Origin of the sequence: Eudoraea algarum, assembly GCF_050589645.1 — a bacterium.
Classification (GTDB): domain Bacteria; phylum Bacteroidota; class Bacteroidia; order Flavobacteriales; family Flavobacteriaceae; genus JBNGOQ01.
In genome coordinates this window covers 406,140-424,117 of record NZ_JBNGOQ010000001.1, presented here as the reverse complement: position 1 = coordinate 424,117, position 17,978 = coordinate 406,140, and the positions used below count along the sequence as shown (strand labels likewise).

General features: G+C 44.0%; 18 protein-coding genes. 13 read left to right on the top strand and 5 right to left on the bottom strand.

The features are described 5' to 3' along the window. Positions 1 to 304 precede the first annotated feature (304 nt). Positions 305 to 718: a hypothetical protein gene (locus tag ACRD67_RS01975; protein ID WP_430965353.1), complete on the top strand. Its 414-nt coding sequence runs from the start codon at positions 305 to 307 to the stop codon at positions 716 to 718. Positions 719 to 753: 35 nt separating this feature from the next. On the opposite strand, the gene ACRD67_RS01970 is transcribed toward ACRD67_RS01975, so the two are convergent. Then, positions 754 to 1,824 carry an adenylate/guanylate cyclase domain-containing protein gene (locus ACRD67_RS01970; protein ID WP_430965352.1) on the bottom strand — a complete coding sequence of 357 codons (1,071 nt, stop codon included), beginning with the start codon at positions 1,822 to 1,824 and terminating at the stop codon, positions 754 to 756. A 293-nt stretch (positions 1,825 to 2,117) separates the two neighbouring features. Between ACRD67_RS01970 and ACRD67_RS01965 the strand changes: the two genes are divergently transcribed. The 10 genes from ACRD67_RS01965 (at position 2,118) to ACRD67_RS01920 (ending at position 12,503) form a co-directional block, all read left to right on the top strand. Further along, the gene (locus ACRD67_RS01965) at positions 2,118 to 2,762 is read left to right on the top strand and encodes a DUF3313 domain-containing protein (RefSeq protein WP_430965351.1); all 645 of its coding nucleotides are present in this window, start codon (positions 2,118 to 2,120) and stop codon (positions 2,760 to 2,762) included. Positions 2,763 to 2,858: 96 nt separating this feature from the next. Next, positions 2,859 to 3,506 (top strand): hypothetical protein, encoded by a 648-nt coding sequence (locus ACRD67_RS01960; RefSeq protein WP_430965350.1) that lies wholly within the window; start codon positions 2,859 to 2,861, stop codon positions 3,504 to 3,506. A 232-nt stretch (positions 3,507 to 3,738) separates the two neighbouring features. Further along, complete coding sequence (locus ACRD67_RS01955) at positions 3,739 to 3,921, top strand: hypothetical protein (protein ID WP_430965349.1); 183 nt, start codon at positions 3,739 to 3,741, stop codon at positions 3,919 to 3,921. 134 nt (positions 3,922 to 4,055) lie between these two features. Then, entirely contained in the window at positions 4,056 to 5,357 is a 1,302-nt protein-coding gene (locus ACRD67_RS01950) for an anaerobic C4-dicarboxylate transporter (protein ID WP_430965348.1), read from the top strand. Positions 5,358 to 5,380: 23 nt separating this feature from the next. Then, entirely contained in the window at positions 5,381 to 6,799 is a 1,419-nt protein-coding gene (gene aspA / locus ACRD67_RS01945; protein ID WP_430965347.1) for an aspartate ammonia-lyase, read from the top strand. Positions 6,800 to 6,900: 101 nt separating this feature from the next. Next, on the top strand, positions 6,901 to 7,974 hold the full coding sequence (locus tag ACRD67_RS01940; RefSeq protein WP_430965346.1) for a type II asparaginase: 1,074 nt from the start codon (positions 6,901 to 6,903) through the stop codon (positions 7,972 to 7,974). A gap of 15 nt (positions 7,975 to 7,989) precedes the next feature. Further along, a complete protein-coding gene (locus tag ACRD67_RS01935) occupies positions 7,990 to 8,658 on the top strand; it encodes a succinate dehydrogenase cytochrome b subunit (protein WP_430965345.1) in 669 nt (222 codons plus the stop codon). A 9-nt stretch (positions 8,659 to 8,667) separates the two neighbouring features. Continuing rightward, a complete protein-coding gene (locus ACRD67_RS01930; RefSeq protein WP_430965344.1) occupies positions 8,668 to 10,578 on the top strand; it encodes a fumarate reductase/succinate dehydrogenase flavoprotein subunit in 1,911 nt (636 codons plus the stop codon). Between the two features lie 6 nt (positions 10,579 to 10,584). Continuing rightward, positions 10,585 to 11,328: a succinate dehydrogenase/fumarate reductase iron-sulfur subunit gene (locus tag ACRD67_RS01925; protein WP_430965343.1), complete on the top strand. Its 744-nt coding sequence runs from the start codon at positions 10,585 to 10,587 to the stop codon at positions 11,326 to 11,328. Positions 11,329 to 11,354: 26 nt separating this feature from the next. Beyond that, positions 11,355 to 12,503 (top strand): porin, encoded by a 1,149-nt coding sequence (locus tag ACRD67_RS01920; protein WP_430965342.1) that lies wholly within the window; start codon positions 11,355 to 11,357, stop codon positions 12,501 to 12,503. A 58-nt stretch (positions 12,504 to 12,561) separates the two neighbouring features. Here ACRD67_RS01920 and ACRD67_RS01915 read toward each other — a convergent pair whose 3' ends face one another. After that, the gene (locus tag ACRD67_RS01915) at positions 12,562 to 13,020 is read right to left on the bottom strand and encodes a hypothetical protein (RefSeq protein WP_430965341.1); all 459 of its coding nucleotides are present in this window, start codon (positions 13,018 to 13,020) and stop codon (positions 12,562 to 12,564) included. A 58-nt stretch (positions 13,021 to 13,078) separates the two neighbouring features. Continuing rightward, positions 13,079 to 14,089, bottom strand: a complete 1,011-nt coding sequence (locus ACRD67_RS01910; RefSeq protein ID WP_430965340.1) for a S1C family serine protease — start codon at positions 14,087 to 14,089, stop codon at positions 13,079 to 13,081. 422 nt (positions 14,090 to 14,511) lie between these two features. Here ACRD67_RS01910 and ACRD67_RS01905 point away from each other — a divergent pair, with 422 nt between their 5' ends. Together ACRD67_RS01905 and ACRD67_RS01900 are read left to right on the top strand one after the other, a co-directional pair. Then, on the top strand, positions 14,512 to 15,423 hold the full coding sequence (locus ACRD67_RS01905; protein ID WP_430965339.1) for an adenylate/guanylate cyclase domain-containing protein: 912 nt from the start codon (positions 14,512 to 14,514) through the stop codon (positions 15,421 to 15,423). Between the two features lie 138 nt (positions 15,424 to 15,561). Then, the gene (locus ACRD67_RS01900; protein WP_430965338.1) at positions 15,562 to 16,086 is read left to right on the top strand and encodes a hypothetical protein; all 525 of its coding nucleotides are present in this window, start codon (positions 15,562 to 15,564) and stop codon (positions 16,084 to 16,086) included. A gap of 1 nt (position 16,087) precedes the next feature. Here ACRD67_RS01900 and ACRD67_RS01895 read toward each other — a convergent pair whose 3' ends face one another. Together ACRD67_RS01895 and ACRD67_RS01890 are read right to left on the bottom strand one after the other, a co-directional pair. Further along, positions 16,088 to 16,849: a LytR/AlgR family response regulator transcription factor gene (locus ACRD67_RS01895; protein ID WP_430965337.1), complete on the bottom strand. Its 762-nt coding sequence runs from the start codon at positions 16,847 to 16,849 to the stop codon at positions 16,088 to 16,090. A gap of 5 nt (positions 16,850 to 16,854) precedes the next feature. Continuing rightward, positions 16,855 to 17,943: a sensor histidine kinase gene (locus ACRD67_RS01890; RefSeq protein ID WP_430965336.1), complete on the bottom strand. Its 1,089-nt coding sequence runs from the start codon at positions 17,941 to 17,943 to the stop codon at positions 16,855 to 16,857. Positions 17,944 to 17,978: the final 35 nt, after the last annotated feature.

Below are 17,978 nucleotides of genomic sequence, written 5' to 3'. Positions count from 1 at the left end.
TTTATATCGAATTGACATTGAAGGGGTTCCAAGAAATGTAAAATAACTTTACGGAAAGTGTCTAATATTTTTACGTTCTTTTTTGCAATTTAATCGGAGAATGCTTTCCTACCATAGTTTACCGGTTACAGTTCCAAAAAAAAATATTTTCCAAAAACACCCCTCCCTACTCCATACCTAGCGCCATAGGCTACGTCTTGTTCTTTTCGTATTCGGTCTCGTCAAAATCCTTTTTTCCGTTTCCTTTCCAAACTCGGACCCAGGTTTTATTCGCTATATTTGAGAAAACACTAACGCCCCAAATATGAAACTAGTGAGATTTGCAGCCATTGCATTATGCCTATTTCTTTCCGCAAACGCTTTTGGTCAAACGCAAACGACCAAAGATGATGAAACCAACAAAGTTTGGATTTTTACCGACAAGGAACGCGACAGCATGCAGATCTGGTTTTACAACCGCGCTACGGCCATGGGGCTTTCCGATGAGATCCGGGAGGAATATTACAACATTATCCTCTACCATTCCTTTAAAATGGCTCGTCTTGATGACAAGGACAAGGGCTTTGCACCAGACGAAATCCGAGCAAAATTTGACGTCCTGCTCGCCAAACAGCATGCCGAGGTCAAAGCCATTTTGACAGAGGAACAATACGGGCTTTATTTAAAAAAATACGCCCTTTTGCTAAAGGGCGTGTTTGAAAGAAATGGTTGGGAGTAGGAAACCTGTTTTAAGCGTGTATCATAGTTGTTATGTCATTGCATAACACTGTTATTTTCAACTTCTTCCAACGAATACACATTGATGGGAGCGTTTTTACCCCGTAATTGCATTTCACCCATAAGCGTCGATCTAAATTCTGTATTTAGATCCAAATCGTTTAAAAGTTTTTCGGAAATTAACAGCTTTACATCCAACCTATTGCATTCGCCCTGAAGTCTTGCTGCGGTGTTTATGGTATCCCCATGATAGGCAATATCACGCTTTAACTCTCCAACTTCGGTCATGGATATGATTCCCCCGTGCATCCCGGCCTTAAAATCCGGAACCACACCATACAAGGACAGATAATGTTCAGATCGCTCGTTCAGTCTTTTTTGAAAAGCAAAAAAAGCTTTAATCCCGTTATTCATTTGTATGGCCCTGTCCACATCCCAAGTAAGCACGGCTTCGTCGCCCACATACTGATAAATCTCCGCACGATAATCGTGTACCACCACAAGATCGCGAAAGCAATCCTGGATTAATTTACTGTAGGCAATATGTCCCAATTTTTCCGCCAATTGCGTAGATCCCTTGAGATCGACAAACATAAAAACCTTCTTGGTTACCAAAGGGGTATAAAATTTCCCAGATAGTATTTTTCTAAGGTTTTCCTTTCCAACTATTGCGCTAATGTACATCACAAAGCCGATGCAAAAATTTATGATCAAAATATAGATACAGGCTATGAGCACCGATAGATCATTCAATAATCCTAGCGTAGAATCGGGAAGCTCAACACCCAAAAGCGCCCTCAAAGATTGCATGAGTGCCACGATGATGCCTATAAAGAGGATCAGCTGTACGAGCACGGTGAAAAGCAACAGTTGATAATACTTAATTCTGCCGATTACAAATTTGGCGATAGCAATATGCATCAAGCCGAAGAGTACTCCCATGATCAACCAAAGCACTATGAATACAGTAATATTGCTTAAAGTAAATTGTTGGGACAAAGGCTCCTGACTTAAATCCGTATCCCTAAGTATCCTCCAAACGATGCTCCCAATAAACCACCCTATCAAGTAGGACTTTATCGTATTTAATTCTCTAACTCTTGGCAAGGGTATACGCTATTTATTGGCGCATTAAGATATAAAAATATATGGCATGTAAAATTACATTTTTTACAGCGCTGCATATTTCGAATACAGGGGTCTATTTTTTTTAAAGGAAAAGAAATTGTATCTTAAAATCTGGCAATAACAAGTGCGGATTGCATAGGTATGAGCACCGTCAATAGTATACGCCTTATTTCAACATTTCTATCGTAATCAAATTTACATCGCGAAGTTTGTGGTTTAAATCTTGGTTGGATGGTACGGAAATTTTAACAAAAATCAACTAAAAGTAAATTATGATGTTTAAAAAGAGAACTATTAACACGTTTGTTTTGGGTATAGCCGTTGCACTTGCCGTTGGTTCATGTGGTTCCTCGGGAAAGGCGGTTAAAAACTATACGGCCACGTCCGATCTGTCCGGACTTGTCGAAGATACCAGTCAGGCACCCACACTTTTATATATCCGCCCAAATGCACCCTCTCTAGGTGCTTATGATGCATTTATCCTTGATCCCGTAGTTCTGGACCCCAGAGATCCCAGTATCAAAAAATTAAAAACTGAGGATTTAAAGCGTATCCAAACCTACTTCACTGAAAGTTTGACCAAGGAATTGGAAGGGAGCGGTTACACGATTACCAGTACTCCTGCGGAAAAAACCTTGCGTATTTCTTTTGTTTTGTCCGGCATAAAAGTACCCAATGCCACGGCAAACGTTACAAGCGTTTTAATACCAGTAGCCTTAAGTGTAGGCGGTGTTACGGTCGAGGGAACCTTTAGGGAGTCTATCTCCAATCGTATAGACGCCGTTGTAATAAGCAGATCACAAGGTAGTCGTGTGGCAAATGACTCCCCCTGGTCTACGTGGGCCGATGTTGAATCGGCACTTGACCAATGGGCAAAGGGTATCGCAGCATCAGTAGACAAGGCGCATGACGAGTAAGGTATGGTTTGTCTTTCAAGCTTATACGCTGCCACAAATCATTTATAAGCGTTTATTGGAACTAGGATTATACCTTGGATTAAAACGTTGTCCATTATGAAAAAAACACGGCCGCTAGTCTTTTGTGGAGTGTTGCTACTACTTATTTTGGTAGGGTGCGCACCCGCTAAAATGAGTTCCTCTTGGACCAAAAAGGATTACACCAAGCGTGAATATGCCAAGATAGCCGTTGTTGGCATTGGGAAAAACTTGGCTGCCCGCAATACCTTTGAAAAAGATGCCGTTTCCCTGCTAAGGGACCAAGGTGTCAATGCCGTAGCGGGGACCCTTCTTTTCCCCCCGGGAGGAACGAAGGAAATTCGTACCGCCACGGATTATATTAAAATCATTACGGATAATAGATTGGATGGTGTTCTTACCATGGCCTTGGTGGATTCCAATGAAAGGGACCGCTACCAACCCGGGGAAACACGGTACATTCCCTCCTATTACCGGGTTGGAAAATACATCGTAAGACGTTATGCAGCCTATGAAACCCCGGGGTACTATTCGAAGACCAAATCCTATCTTATCGAAGCGATTTTATACGATGTAAAGGGGGAGCTTTTTGAAGGAAAGGAAACCATGGTATGGACCGGCCAATCTTCTCTTGTTGACCCTTCTTCAATGGAGTCGGCTTCCAAAAGTTTCACCAAGCGATTGGTAAACCAGCTTATTACCGATGGCATTCTAAAGACACAATAAACCATTGATACGACAACCTTTTGCTCGATTCAGGCCCTCCCCGTTAAGTAGGAAACAGCTTTATCCCCTACCAGATGGTTCTTTCTCCAAACGGGGCATACGTTCAGGGATGCTTTTGGCTGTCTCACAATTCAATTTTGCCGTTTCACTTTAAAACCGTTGATCCAGGCTTGGACTTCTATCTACATTTGTTCAAGAAACAGGATATAAACTAAATAGTAAGACCATGAAAATGCAAAGTGTATCAAGTGGAACAGTAATCGTGCCTAACAGGCCCTACCCAACACATGTCATAAAAAAGGTGTTGATCAAGGTCATAGGCAAGTTACCTGAAAACCTTGGGGTCGTTTCTGAAAAAGTACAAAAAGAAATGGAAATTTATGGCGCTGCAGCTGCTGCGGCCATTAGAAACTGAGAATATCAAAAAAAGATGGAAAAAAAGAAAATTGTCTTGGGTTATAATCAAAAAATATTGAATTAATTAATACCTTGATATTCAATACGATGAAGCTCATTTTCATATAGGATATCAACTAAAAACCACTAATTATGATTTGGATTGAATTACTCGTTGTACTCTTTTTTATCTTTTTGGGCTCTAAAATGGGAGGTATTGGTATAGGCTATGCCGGTGGTGCCGGCGTGGTTGTACTTACCTTGATCTTTGGTTTAAAAGCAGGCTCCGTACCTGTTGATGTAATCCTTATCATTATGGCCGTTATTTCTGCCATTGCAGCCATGCAAAAGGCCGGTGGATTGGATTATCTGGTACACCTCTCGGAGCGGCTGCTTCGCAAAAACCCAAAACGGGTAACCTTTTTAGCCCCTACGGTCACCTATTGGATGACCTTATTGGCCGGAACGGGACATACAGCCTATGCTGCTTTACCCGTCATTACCGAAGTTGCCAAGGAAGGCGGGGTCAGGCCATCAAAACCATTGAGTATTTCCGTGGTCGCTTCACAAATTGCGATAACGGCCTCCCCCATTTCTGCCGCTGTGGTCATTTTTGCAAGCTTTTTAGAACCCTTGGGCGTTTCCTACTTGCAGTTGTTGGCCATAGCCATTCCCTCTACGATCTTGGCCTGTATGGTAGGTGCCATTATAGCAAACAGATTGGGGAAACCCTTGGCGGAAGACCCTATTTATCAGAAAAGGCTTGCCGCCGGTTTGGTAAAGCATAAAAGCGAGGAACATCATGAAGATCCCAAAAGTGCCAAGTGGTCCGTAGGTATCTTCTTGGCCGCCATAGTTCTTGTTGTTACCTACGCCAGCCTGATCTCCAAAAAAGTGGGATTGATAGAAAACCCGGCAATTGGCCGTAATGAAGCCATAATGGCCGTAATGTTGCTGGCCGCAATGACCATTGCTTTGGTCTGCAAGATTAAATTAAGCGATGTACCCGCTATGTCCACCTTTAAATCGGGAATGAGCGCCGCCATATGTGTCCTTGGGGTAGCATGGCTGGGAGATACTTTTGTCAGTAACCATATTGAGGAAATCAAGGAAGCTGCAGGAGGAATCTTAAACCAATACTCGTGGTTGTTGGCAATAGTTTTGTTCTTTGCCAGTATGCTCTTATACTCACAAGCCGCAACGACCATGGCATTAATGCCCGCTGCACTGGCCCTAGGGGTGAGTCCCCTGGCTGCCATAGCATCCTTTGCCGCTGTAAGTGCCTTGTTCGTGTTGCCTACATATCCAACGCTCTTGGCAGCAGTTGAAATGGATGATACAGGTACTACCAAAATTGGAAAATACGTATTCAATCACTCCTTTATCATACCGGGAACCGTAACGATCGCCGCAAGTGTAATCTTCGGATTTCTGATCGGAGGTCTAATACTATAATTTTGAAAATAAAAACACTAGATATGAAAACAAGAACAGAAACAGATCTACTAGGCAATCTAGAGATTTACGACGAACTGTATTATGGGGTCCATACACAGCGGGCCGCTAATAATTTTCAAATTTCAAATACAAAAATTGGCGACTTTCCTATTTTTGTTAAGGGATTGGTATTGACCAAAAAAGCTTGTGCTGCGGCCAACAAAGAGATAGGGACCATCCCTGCGGATAAGGCCGATATGATCATGCAGGCCTGTGATCATATACTCGATAACTTAAAAAAGTATGCATTGTTTTTTCCTTCGGATGTATTTCAAGGAGGGGCCGGTACTTCGGTGAACATGAACGCCAATGAGGTGATTGCCAATGTAGGCTTGGAACTGAATGGCCATGCAAAGGGCAGCTATGACCTATTACACCCCAACGACCATGTGAACAAGTCACAGTCTACCAATGATGCCTATCCAACAGGTTTTAGGGTAGCGGTGTACTATTATATGAACCACCTGCTTGAGCGACTTAATATCCTGACCACTAGTCTGGATAAGAAAGCCGCCGAGTTTAAAAAAGTGCTCAAAATGGGGAGGACACAGCTTCAGGATGCCGTCCCGATGTCCTTGGGTGATGAATTTGGCGCCTGGTCCACCAACCTAAAGGAAGAGATCAAAAATTTAAAACACGCCCGCGATCTGATATTGGAAGTCAATCTAGGGGCAACCGCCATTGGCACAGGGGTAAATGCGCCCGAAGGGTTTACAGAACTTTCCATCGGTTATCTACAACAATATACCAAGGCCAGTTTTGTTAGGGCCGAGAACCTTATTGAGGCCACTTCGGACTGCGGGGCTTACGTGATGATCTCCGGAGCTTTGAAAAGAAGCTCCGTTAAGCTTTCGAAAATATGTAACGATCTAAGGTTGCTGTCTTCAGGGCCCCGTTGTGGACTGAACGAAATAAACCTGCCCGAAATGCAGGCAGGGTCCTCCATTATGCCCGCCAAGGTAAATCCGGTAATTCCCGAGGTCGTCAATCAGGTGTGTTTCAAAATTATAGGCAATGACGTTGCGATATCCTTTGCTGCCGAAGCGGGACAACTTCAACTCAACGTAATGGAACCGGTAATAGCACAATGTATATTCGAATCGGTAGAACTGTTATCCAATGCTTGTACCACACTAGCTGAGAAATGTATCAATGGTATAACGGCAAACGAGGAACATACCAAGCAAATGGTATTTAATTCCGTGGGGATCATCACCTTTTTAAACCCATATATCGGCCACCATATGGGCGATGTTTTGGGAAAAGAAGCCGTAGAAACCGGAAAAAGCATTCGCGAACTGGTCCTTGAAAAGGAATTGCTCACAGCAGAGGAACTCGACAAAATTTTGAGTGTAGAGAATCTGATGCACCCTAAATACACAGCAGCATTGCATAAATAGCCGATAATACCTCAGCGATTTACCGATGTTTTTGTGATTAGAGGTCGCAGGGGTATTATCCATAAATTATCTTGGATAGCAACTATTTAAAAGAAAAACAGATGAAAAGGTTTAAAATAATCGTATTGCTTTTGGGTATAGCCTTGCTCCCTATTCGGGGATTTGCCCAGGACACGGATACCGAACTCCCCAACATTAAAATTCTGGCAACAGGAGGGACCATTGCAGGGTCTGCTGCATCGGCTACTTCAGGGAGCTATTCCGCAGGGCAAATTGGCATACAGACCATGATCAACGCGGTACCTGGAATCAAAAAGATAGCGGATGTCTCAGGGGAACAAGTTTCCAATGTAGGCTCGCAGGATATGACCGTTGAAATTTGGTTAAAACTGGCCAATAGAATTAATGAATTATTGGCTTCCGATGATGTTGATGGCATCGTGGTAACGCACGGTACGGATACGCAGGAAGAGACCGCTTATTTTTTAAGCTTGGTCGTAAAAAGTGACAAACCAGTGGTTACTACGGGTTCTATGCGTTCTTCCACTTCCATTAGCGCGGAAGGTCCCCTTAATCTTTATAACGCAGTGGCCATAGCTGCAGATGAGAACGCGAAAGGCAAGGGGGTCATGTTGTCCCTTAACGATCAGATACACAATGCCCGCGATGTCAGCAAAATGAACACCACCAATGTGAATAGTTTCGCTTCCCCAATAAAGGGTATGCTGGGAGGTGTCTTTTATGGCAGGTTGGGCTTTTTCCGCGAACCAAATACCAAGTTCGGTAAAACCAGTGAATTTTCAGTGACAGGGATTACCAAACTTCCCCGTGTAGATATCATCTATGCATATACCGACATGTCACCAGATCTAATAGATATGCATGTAAAGGCCGGTGCCGAAGGCATCGTCATTGCAGGCGTAGGCAATGGCAATATGACGGAAGCCACTTTGAAGGCAGCCAAGAAAGCCTATGAAGACCATGGCGTGATCATAGTCCGCAGTACCAGGGTAGCTACAGGATGGGTGTTGCGCGATAACGAGTTTAAGGATGATGATTATCACACCGTTGTTTCAGGAGATCTGAACCCGGCAAAAGCGCGAATTTTACTGATGCTTTCCCTATCCAAAGGGAAAAAACTGACCGAAATGCAGCAACTTTTCGACACCTATTAATTTTAAAAGCTGATTATGGCCCTTAACCCATTATTTTTTAGAAAAACGATCATCGCAGGTACAGGGCTTTTCCTATGCATATTCCTGATTGTGCACTTATCGGCAAATTGCATTTTACTGCTGCCCGAGGAAACCGCCCGCGGATTGTACAATTCGTATTCCACCACCCTACGGGAGAGTCCGTTGATCAAATTAGTAGCCTATGCGCTTTATGCATCCATTTTGCTCCATGTGGTTTATGCCTTACTGGTTACCTTACAAAACAGAAAGGCAAACCCGCAGAAGTACGTTCTGAACCGTTTCCAGGAAAACAGCACGTGGACCTCACAGAATATGGGACTTATCGGAACAATGATCCTCCTCTTTATTGTTGTCCATCTGGCCAATTTTTGGGCGCGGATCAAACTGGGAATGGGAGAGGCTGTTAGGCTGGATGCAGCGGGAAACATGGATGTTTATGAGGTTACCAGCAGCCTGTTTCACAACATTTATTATGTGATTTTCTATACGGTATTGGTAATTCCTTTGGCTTTGCACTTGCATCACGGCTTAAAAAGCGCCTTTAAAACCCTGGGGTTCTATCATAAAAAAGGGCTTAGGATCATAGCTAAAGTGGCTTTGATCTATGCCATTATTATGGGAGCAGGTTTTGGAATTATACCATTCATTGTTTATTTCAAATAACACAGAAGAATGAAACTAGACGCAAAAGTTCCAGAAGGAAGACTCGAAGACAAGTGGCGCAACTATCAGGTGCAATCCCAGCTGATCAACCCCGCAAACAAAAAGAAGCTCAATGTTATTGTGGTCGGCTCGGGACTGGCAGGAGCCGGAGCGGCATCTACCCTGGCGGAACTGGGTTACGATGTAAAATGCTTTTGTTATCAGGATTCGGCTCGCCGGGCACATTCGGTCGCTGCGCAAGGCGGTATCAACGCGGCCAAAAACTACCAACATGATGGGGACAGTGTCTGGCGAATGTTCCATGACACCCTGAAAGGGGGTGACTTTAGATCGCGAGAGGCCAATACCTATAGACTGGCAGAACTTTCCGCCCCCCTTATAGATCATTACGTGCAGCAAGGGGTTCCCTTTGCCAGGGAATACGGTGGCACGCTGGTCAATAGAAGCTTTGGAGGGGTGCAAGTACAGCGTACGTTTTACGCTCGGGGACAAACGGGGCAACAGTTGTTGATGGCCGCATACGCCCAACTATACAAAATGGTGCGGGCCAAAAAAGTGGAAATGTTCCCGAGAAGTGAAATGCTAGATCTGGTGGTGATCAATGGTAACGCCAAAGGAATAGTTGTTCGCGATTTGATCACCGGGGAGCTAAAAAGATATGCGGCCGACGCCGTGGTGCTTGCTACCGGAGGTTATTCCCGGGTTTTCCGCCTGTCGACCCTGGCCATAGGTTGCAATGGCAGTGCCCTATGGAAAGCCCACAAAAAAGGAGCGTTCTTTGCGGCACCAAGTTTTACACAAATACATCCTACTGCGTTACCACAGTCCAGTGAAGCGCAATCCAAGTTGACCTTGATGTCGGAATCCTTGCGTAACGATGGACGGATATGGGTGCCCAAGCAACAAGGGGATACGAGAAAGGCAAACGATATTCCAGAGCATGAACGCGACTATTACCTGGAACGGCGGTATCCCAGCTTTGGGAATTTGGCCCCTCGTGATATCGCGTCCCGTGCAGCAAAGGAACGGATAGATGCCGGGTATGGCGTGGGCAGATTAAAAAATGCGGTTTACCTCGACTTTAGGCACGCTATTGAAAAGTTTGGTATTCAGACCATAAAAGATCGCTATGGCAATCTCTTTGCCATGTATAAGAAAATCACCGGTATCGATGCCTACCAGGAACCTATGCAGATTTCACCGGCGGCACATTTCTCGATGGGCGGACTGTGGGTGGATTATGAATTGATGACGACCATTCCCGGATTGTACGCCGTGGGCGAATGCAATTTCTCGGATCACGGGGCCAATCGTTTAGGGGCCAATTCCCTATTACAGGCCAGTGTTGATGGTTATTTTATACTGCCCAACACCATAAATAATTATCTGGCAAACGCTTTGCGGGAGGATCATCCCACTACGGAACATCCTGCATTTGAGGAAGCGGAAAACGAAGTCAGATCGTCTATAAACCGGGTACTTGCGGTGAACGGCACCAAAACCGTAGACCATTTCCACAGGGAACTGGGCAAGATCATGTGGCAGGAATGTGCCATGAGCCGTAACAAAGAAGGCCTGCAAAAGGCCATCGAACAGATAAAAACCGTCCGTGATGCGTTCTGGAACGATGTTAAAGTTACCGGAAGCAGCAACGAACTCAATACCGAACTGGAAAAAGCCCTTCGCTTAGCGGATTTTATTGAATTGGGTATACTCATGTGTACCGATGCCTTGCAACGGGATGAATCCTGCGGGGCACATTTTAGGGAAGAGTTCCAGACAGCGGACGGGGAGGCGGTACGGGTCGATGAGGACTATTCCTATGTATCTGCATGGGAATATAATGCCGGAGATTTTAAATTGCACAAGGAAGCTTTGGCATTCGAATATATACAACCCTCGGTACGAAGTTATAAATAACACATTATGAAAGTAACATTCAAAATTTGGAGACAGGAAGGTCCCAAGGACAAAGGTGCTATTAGGGACTATGAAGTAGAAGGACTTACAGAAGATATGTCCTTTCTGGAAGCCTTGGACCATCTAAACGAGTTGCTGGTCCTAAATAACGAAAAAGTAATCACCTATGAATACGATTGTCGGGAAGGGATTTGTGGGCAATGTGGGGTTTTTATCAACGGTAGGGCACATGGTCCCCACGATAATATGACCACCTGTCAGTTGCACATGCGCAGTTTTAAGGAGGGCGATACCATTGTGGTAGAACCGTGGCGGGCGGCATCTTTTCCCGTAATCAAGGATTTGGTGGTGGACCGTTCCGCTTTTGATCGGATTATAGAACAGGGGGCTTACATCAGTGCAAAAACGGGTGCGGCACCGGAGGCGAATGCCATCCCCATTCCGAAGGAGGTGTCGGACAGGGCCATGGATGCAGCTGCCTGTATAGGCTGTGGTGCTTGTGTGGCCACTTGCAAAAATTCTTCCGCGGCCCTTTTTACCTCGGCCAAGATCAATCATTTGAACGGTTTACCGCAGGGGTACGCGGAACAGCATAAACGCGTTAGTGAAATGACCTATCAAATGGAAATAGAAGGCTTTGGAAGTTGCACCTTTACAGGGGCTTGCGAAGTGGAATGCCCGGAAGGTATTTCCATCATAAATATCGCAGAGATGAATGCAAGACTGACAAAATCCAGAATTTTTGGATAAAACATACAACCATATAAACAAGCATTATGAATAAGAATACGTACGCTTTAGGAGGGGTTTTGACGCTTATGACATTCTTGTTTGCCTTATCGGGTATACGGGCGCAGATTGCCCAGGACAACAAGGATTCGAACACCGATTGGGTCGATGAAATTACTTCCAGGATTACCCTGTATGGCAGTCTCCGGATCGGAGCGGGTTTTGCCGAGGAAGGGGAAATAGCAATAGCCAACAATGCTCCCCGGGCCGGGATTAAAATGAAACATGCATTATCCCAAGATGAAGCGGAGAACTTCAACGTCATTGGCGGTGTGGAACTCGGTTTTAACCTTGTCTCCAGGGACGAAACTGTGGAGTTTGCCGTAGACCCCGGTGCAGGAATAGCCCAGGTAGGTGATGCGGTATTTACCCGTTTGGGGTTCGTGGGGTTCTCCTATCAGGAATTCGAGTTCACCTTTGGAAAGCAGAATTCGGTCTACTATACCATGGGTGCCAATCAGGTTGATAAATTTCTGGCTTTTGGTGGAGCAGGCATCGGGGTCTGGAATATTTCGGACGGCGGTATATCGGGTACAGGCCGTGCCAACCAGGTTTTTATCCTCAAATACAAGAAAGATGGATTGAGCCTGGGTACGCAGGCCGAAGCAAGAAATATATCCGAAAACAGTGAAAGTATAGACACCTATGGGTTTGGTGCCAACTACGAGATTGATGGTTTCCAAATAGGTGTGGGCTACAATAAGGTAAATGATGGTGTGGAAGATCCTTTGCCCAATCAGGCAAAGGAGGGCGATGAGGCTTTTGTGGTGTCGGCCTCCTATGAAAAAGATCGATTTACCGTCGCGGCCTCCTATGCAAGCCTAAAGCAACACCAAAGGACCACTTTGAACGGGGACGACTTCTTTTACGACGCTACGGGGATAGAGCTGTACAGCCGTTATAAATTTTCAACCGACCAAAGATGGCACGTGGCCGCCGGTTTTAATTATTTAGGTCCTGATGATGATCAGGGTCTTGGGGATTTTGACACGAAATTTGGAATTGTTGAAGTAGGTTATAACTTCAAGAAATCCAGTCATATTTTTGTGGCTTCCCAAATTGAGCAGAGTAAGGACATCGTTGGGGACCGCCGCAACCAAAGTGTATATGGCTTAGGAATCCGTTTCGGTTTTTAATTCCACTTTACTCTTTTCCCAGTGCCCGAGCACTTTAGACCCTTTCGACGGATTTCGTTCATTGTTCTTTGCAATTCTCCTTGGAATAGTGATCTAAAATTGAAAATATTTTCCAATCATCATCTTCCTTTACCAATTGAAAGGAAGTAGAGCCGCATTGATAGTAAGAATCATAGAGATAAAACTTGGTCTTGACCCAGGCATTGGCGATGTATTCATCTGCATGTATGCTCACATCACTTGCCTCTAACTTGAATTTTGTGGTTTTTGGAATGGCCATAATGGATTTTATAACTTCGGAGATGTCATTTTCCTTTACCGCTTTGATCCAGAATACGTCCTCAAGTTTTTGGTATTTCACATTTCGGTGCAGGGCAAGCTTTATTTTGACAGAATCACGTTCATTAAACCCATCGTAAAACGTTTTGATGACCCTTTCGACGGACACGTCATTTCCGTTTTGGGAATAGGAGGCAAGACCGATCAGTAAAGCAAGAACAAAGACTATTTTTTTCATGATATTTAGGTTTAGGGTTCTTTTAAAGTTACGAAAAAAAAGGGGAATATGGACTCCCTTAGTTCCTCAGGGAAATTACTTTCCCATCCCTGAGGATTTCCAACACGATGGGGTCCCCCGGCTTTAGGGCATTTGCAAAATCCCCCAACTTGGTCAAGGTCTCATCGGTAAACTCAAAGCGGATTCCATTGACCGCCAAAATAATGTCCCCTCCCAATAATAGGGTCCTCTCCTCTATGGTTGCTTCAATGGTCCCTCCTCGCAGGCCCATTTTACCATAGGGTGAATTGGAGACCACGCGTTGTACGAGCAAAGCATCGTTTTGAGGTACGTTCAACATTTTGGCGCTCTCGCCGGATAGCGGGATGACCTCTGCCCCGGTCCATAGGATTTTCCTATCCAACAGCAATTTTTTTGCAATGTTGGAGCTAGCGGCAAAACCGATTCCCTGAAATCCTCCAGTAATGGTCTTGATGTGGCTTACAATTCCAATAACCTCTCCCTCAAGGTTAAACATAGGGCCGCCAGAGTTTCCCGTGTTAATAGCCGCATCGGTTTGGATATATTCGGCATTGGTGAAGGGGTTTTGATCATCGGTATTTTTGATGAAGCCACTGATATAACCAGAGGAAAGTGAATGTGATAATCCAAAGGGAGCGCCTATCACAACAATCCGTTCCCCTACCTTACTTTTATCCGAATCCCCTAGAGCAGCTATTACGGGATTTTTCTTGGGAGCAGTCAATGCTATCAACGCGATATCGGAATTTTTGAATGAGGATACCACCTTGGCCTCAATGATTTCCCCATCAGAAAATTGAACCAAAAGTTGTTCGGCCACATCCACCACATGGGCGGCGGTCAAAATTTCCGTATCGGAAATCAAAAATCCGGAGCCCAAACTTTGCGAACTGACCATTTGGACCGTAGCACCCTGTTTCTCAAGTTTCATTTCCTCGGTAAAAATAACAACGACCGAAGGCCGTACGGTTTCATATAGTTTGGACAGGTCCTGAGCTTTGGACGCCGTATATAGGAACAGTAGGATACCAACTAACAAGTTGCGCATAATTGAATTATTTGGGGTATGTAAAGATAGCAGAATGCCTTTTTCTATAGGGTTAAAATACTACTTTTTGCCGGTGTTCAAGCCTGAAAATGAACGAATCAAACAATAAGCCCCTGTTTTTCCTGGACAACAAATCCTGCGGTGTTCGGGATGATTTCGACGCCTGTAATTGGAGTGTCTTATGTTATTTTTGGGGAATATCCGCTATAAATCTTTGCGCTTTTAACCTGATAGTAAGTATATTTAACATCTATGGACACTAACATCATTCCTACAGCAAGCAGGTGAGGACCAAAATCTCCAAAATACTTAAAAGCTATCTAATTGGTTGGTTTATCGCCAATTGTATCTGGTTCATGGCAACTCATGTTACTCCTAATGAAATTAGTTCTGTAAACGAAACCGCCATTGGTGAAATTTATATGTTCTTAGTTACGTGGATTGCGCAAGCCATCGTTTACGGACTGTTATACGTAGCCATAGACCGCTTTATAAAAGGTAGGGTCCCTTTTTACAAACTTCAAATATACGCGGTACTGCTTCAAATTGCTATGGGGGCTATACTTGTAGTCTTAGTATTTTATTTGTTCAAAGTCTTCGATGTTGTAGACACAAGCACATCGATTATCGTATTTGTAAGTGAACTCCCGGGACTTTGGTTGGCGTTCATCTATGCCTTGGTCGTAAATTTTACCATCAATCTTTTTATGTACATCGATCTGACTTTAGGGAAAGGAAATCTACTAAAAATTATTAAGGGAAGTTTCTATTTGCCCAAGGAGCATCAGCATATTTTTATGTTTTTGGACCTGAAAGGTTCCACTACCCATGCAGAACGGCTGGGGCATATTAAGTACAGTCAATTGATCCAGGACTGTTTTTACGACTTGGCCGTGGTTGATGCCTATAAAGCGGAGGTTTATCAATATGTAGGTGATGAAGCGGTCCTGACCTGGTCCCTGGAACAAGGGGTTCACAATGATAACTGCATTCGGGCCTTTTATGCGTTTAAAGCGCAACTGCAGAAAAGGGCGGCTTACTACATGGCCAACTACAACGCGATACCCGTCTTTAAGGCCGGAGTAAACGTAGGTCTGGTCACGGTTACGGAAGTCGGAGAAATAAAGCGTGAAATAGCATATCATGGAGATACCATCAACGTCGCGGCCAGGTTGCAAGATCAATGCAACAGGCTTGGTGCGGAACTTATTATTTCTGAGACCATGCTGAACACATTAAATTTGGGTAATTGGATAAACACAAAAGCCATGGGCGAAATTGTTCTCAGGGGAAAAGAACGAAATGTAAATATGTATTCCCTCCAAAAAGTGTAGGCCACGGCATATCGTTTTACGGTTTTTAATGGCAGAAATTTTTTCAAAGGTCAAAAGGTATAAAATATATTGTGGATCCCCTTGGACAGAAACCAGGGAAAATGGCATTTGGTCGGGGATAACTTAAACCGGAAGTATATGAAGTTGGACGTAGATTTTGATCCCGTGTTGTTTAGAAAGGGATACCTATTAAATTTTGATGCGCTCTGGTTGGTAAAGGCAAAATTGAACAATTGGGTCATCGTGTGGAGTTCCATAATGATCCTAATGGGCGCCATTACTGCCTATACAGGAAATACCGTTGGTTACCTGATCGTAGGCATCTCCCTCATTCTGCTCATCAGTTCCGTCAGATTTCTACTTCAATATCTTAGCCTAAAAAAACGGTATGCCCAAGGTATTGAGAAGGAGATTGAAGCGTACACGCAGCCGGGTCGAAAACCCATTGTTTGGGCGTTTAATGCCGATAGTTTTAGTTATCGGGATCATAAAATGGAACTCACCTATACCTATTCCGCATTGCAGGGGCATCGGGTCGTTCAGGACGTTATCTTTATCGATGTATCCAAAGAACGGTATATCAGCTATTCCTTGAGCAAAAAACAGTTGGGAGAAGCCAATTTTACCAAGATCGCCGAATTGCTGTCCAAAAAAATCCCATGATTTAGGTGTTGACCCATTTTTTAAATTGGGATGCCTTGGCCTTGCTGATTACAATGCGCTCTTCGGCCGGGGGAATTACATTGACGATCAGTTTACCGCCAAAATAGTATTTGATCTTTGCTATGGCCTTTCTATTGATCACAAATTGCCGATTGGCCCTATCAAAAATCGCCGGGTCCAATTCCTTCTCCAAATCTTCCAGTTTGGTGTCCATCATATAGGCCTTGGCCTGAAAGGTAATTGCCCTTACCACTCCGGTATCTATATAAAAATAGGCAATATCCTCTACCTTAACGGGAATCAGTTCGTCCCTATGGGCCATCAAATAATTGGATCTGTACGCCTTATGTTGTTGCTGTATCAATTGCAATACGTCCTCCAACCGTTCCTTGTTATAAGGTTCTTCTTTGGACCAATTCTTGAACTTTAGGAGTGCTTTGGCGAGTTCTTCCCGGTGTACGGGCTTTAGGATGTAATCAATACTATTGACTTTAAACGCTTTAAGGGCGTATTGGTCATAAGCGGTCGTGAATATAATGGGGATTTCCAGATCGACCTGACTAAAAATCTCAAATGAAATACCATCGGCCAAATGTATATCCATGAAAACTAGGGCGGCATCGGTGGGTTGGGAGAAATAAGCGATACAGGATTTTACCGAATCCAAAACCTTTATAATCTCCATATCCGGGTCAATAGCCTGGATCAGATGGCTTAAGTGCTCACTGGCAGCGATTTCGTCCTCTACGATAACAACTTTCATGACCTCTAATTTAATGGAAGTTTCACACGAAACACCTTATTCTTGTTTGTTATGACGATTTGCCTGTTTTTTAATAGAAAATACCGTTTTTTCAAATTCACCAGGCCGTTGCCGGTGCTGTCCACAAAGGTATTTCTGGGTTGGATTTTATTTTCGACCACCAAGTGCTTTTCCGTACTGAAAACACGGACATGCAAGGGTAGGTTTTCTGAAATTTCATTGTGCTTCACCGCATTCTCTACCAGTAACTGGATTGCCAATATAGGAACTTTCGTATTCATCCATTGGTCTTCAACGTCAATGGTGATCGTAAAGCGATCTCGATACCTTGTTTTGATCAAATGCACATAACTTTCCAGGAATTCTAGTTCTTCCTGTACGGTGGCCAGATCCTGATTCCCGCTCTGCAGGATATATCGGTACATAAAGGAAAGCTTGTTCACAAAAGTGATGGCTTCCCTATTGTCCCTGACCAAGGTGTTGAGGGAATTCAACGAATTGAATAGAAAGTGGGGGTTGATCTGGTTCTTTAGAGCGGCAAGTTCGGCATGTAGTTTTTGCTGTTTCAAAAGTTCATTTTGGATGATATCGTCCTTGTGAATTATCTGATACCGCAAAACCCTGGATACAAAGATAAGGATCAACAGTATGATGAAGTATACAAAATAGACAAGGCCTTGTTCCGATTTGTGCATGGATTGCTCGGTCAAAACCGGATAGAGATAGGCAAACAGTAGTATTGCGCCCGAAAAAAGTATGATGTTCAGCAGGATTGTCAAGAGATATCGAACAAGCGTCGAATACGATTCATATAGGAATCTCAAGTTGGTGTTGCATTGCAGTACGGCCCAGTAAAAGAAGGCCAGGAAAACGAAACGGAAAACAATGTCGTTGATGGTGGCCGCCGTAAAGGATTCCGTAAGTTGTTCCACAATATTGAACATGGACAATACCCTGGGCAAGGTCAGAAGAACGGCCACGATAAGTGCTATGGCCCGGAGTACCGGTTGTTTTACTTTTTTAAATCCCAAGACAAAGAAGGTATTTACGTATTCGTTTTTGGCGTTTGCATACGAATTTACAGGATTTAGCATAGTTTGTTTAGGATAAGCGTCGAAAATCATCTTGT

What these genes read in the sequence shown, in the direction of transcription:
- ACRD67_RS01915 (WP_430965341.1), bottom strand. Translation starts at nt 13,020, where the DNA reads ATGAAAAAAATAGTCTTTGTTCTTGCTTTACTGATCGGTCTTGCCTCC.
- ACRD67_RS01920 (WP_430965342.1), top strand. Translation starts at nt 11,355, where the DNA reads ATGAATAAGAATACGTACGCTTTAGGAGGGGTTTTGACGCTTATGACA.
- ACRD67_RS01905 (WP_430965339.1), top strand. Translation starts at nt 14,512, where the DNA reads ATGTTCTTAGTTACGTGGATTGCGCAAGCCATCGTTTACGGACTGTTA.
- ACRD67_RS01965 (WP_430965351.1), top strand. Translation starts at nt 2,118, where the DNA reads ATGATGTTTAAAAAGAGAACTATTAACACGTTTGTTTTGGGTATAGCC.
- ACRD67_RS01910 (WP_430965340.1), bottom strand. Translation starts at nt 14,089, where the DNA reads ATGCGCAACTTGTTAGTTGGTATCCTACTGTTCCTATATACGGCGTCC.
- ACRD67_RS01930 (WP_430965344.1), top strand. Translation starts at nt 8,668, where the DNA reads ATGAAACTAGACGCAAAAGTTCCAGAAGGAAGACTCGAAGACAAGTGG.
- aspA (WP_430965347.1), top strand. Translation starts at nt 5,381, where the DNA reads ATGAAAACAAGAACAGAAACAGATCTACTAGGCAATCTAGAGATTTAC.
- ACRD67_RS01960 (WP_430965350.1), top strand. Translation starts at nt 2,859, where the DNA reads ATGAAAAAAACACGGCCGCTAGTCTTTTGTGGAGTGTTGCTACTACTT.
- ACRD67_RS01900 (WP_430965338.1), top strand. Translation starts at nt 15,562, where the DNA reads ATGAAGTTGGACGTAGATTTTGATCCCGTGTTGTTTAGAAAGGGATAC.
- ACRD67_RS01940 (WP_430965346.1), top strand. Translation starts at nt 6,901, where the DNA reads ATGAAAAGGTTTAAAATAATCGTATTGCTTTTGGGTATAGCCTTGCTC.
- ACRD67_RS01895 (WP_430965337.1), bottom strand. Translation starts at nt 16,849, where the DNA reads ATGAAAGTTGTTATCGTAGAGGACGAAATCGCTGCCAGTGAGCACTTA.
- ACRD67_RS01950 (WP_430965348.1), top strand. Translation starts at nt 4,056, where the DNA reads ATGATTTGGATTGAATTACTCGTTGTACTCTTTTTTATCTTTTTGGGC.
- ACRD67_RS01955 (WP_430965349.1), top strand. Translation starts at nt 3,739, where the DNA reads ATGCAAAGTGTATCAAGTGGAACAGTAATCGTGCCTAACAGGCCCTAC.
- ACRD67_RS01975 (WP_430965353.1), top strand. Translation starts at nt 305, where the DNA reads ATGAAACTAGTGAGATTTGCAGCCATTGCATTATGCCTATTTCTTTCC.
- ACRD67_RS01925 (WP_430965343.1), top strand. Translation starts at nt 10,585, where the DNA reads ATGAAAGTAACATTCAAAATTTGGAGACAGGAAGGTCCCAAGGACAAA.
- ACRD67_RS01935 (WP_430965345.1), top strand. Translation starts at nt 7,990, where the DNA reads ATGGCCCTTAACCCATTATTTTTTAGAAAAACGATCATCGCAGGTACA.
- ACRD67_RS01890 (WP_430965336.1), bottom strand. Translation starts at nt 17,943, where the DNA reads ATGCTAAATCCTGTAAATTCGTATGCAAACGCCAAAAACGAATACGTA.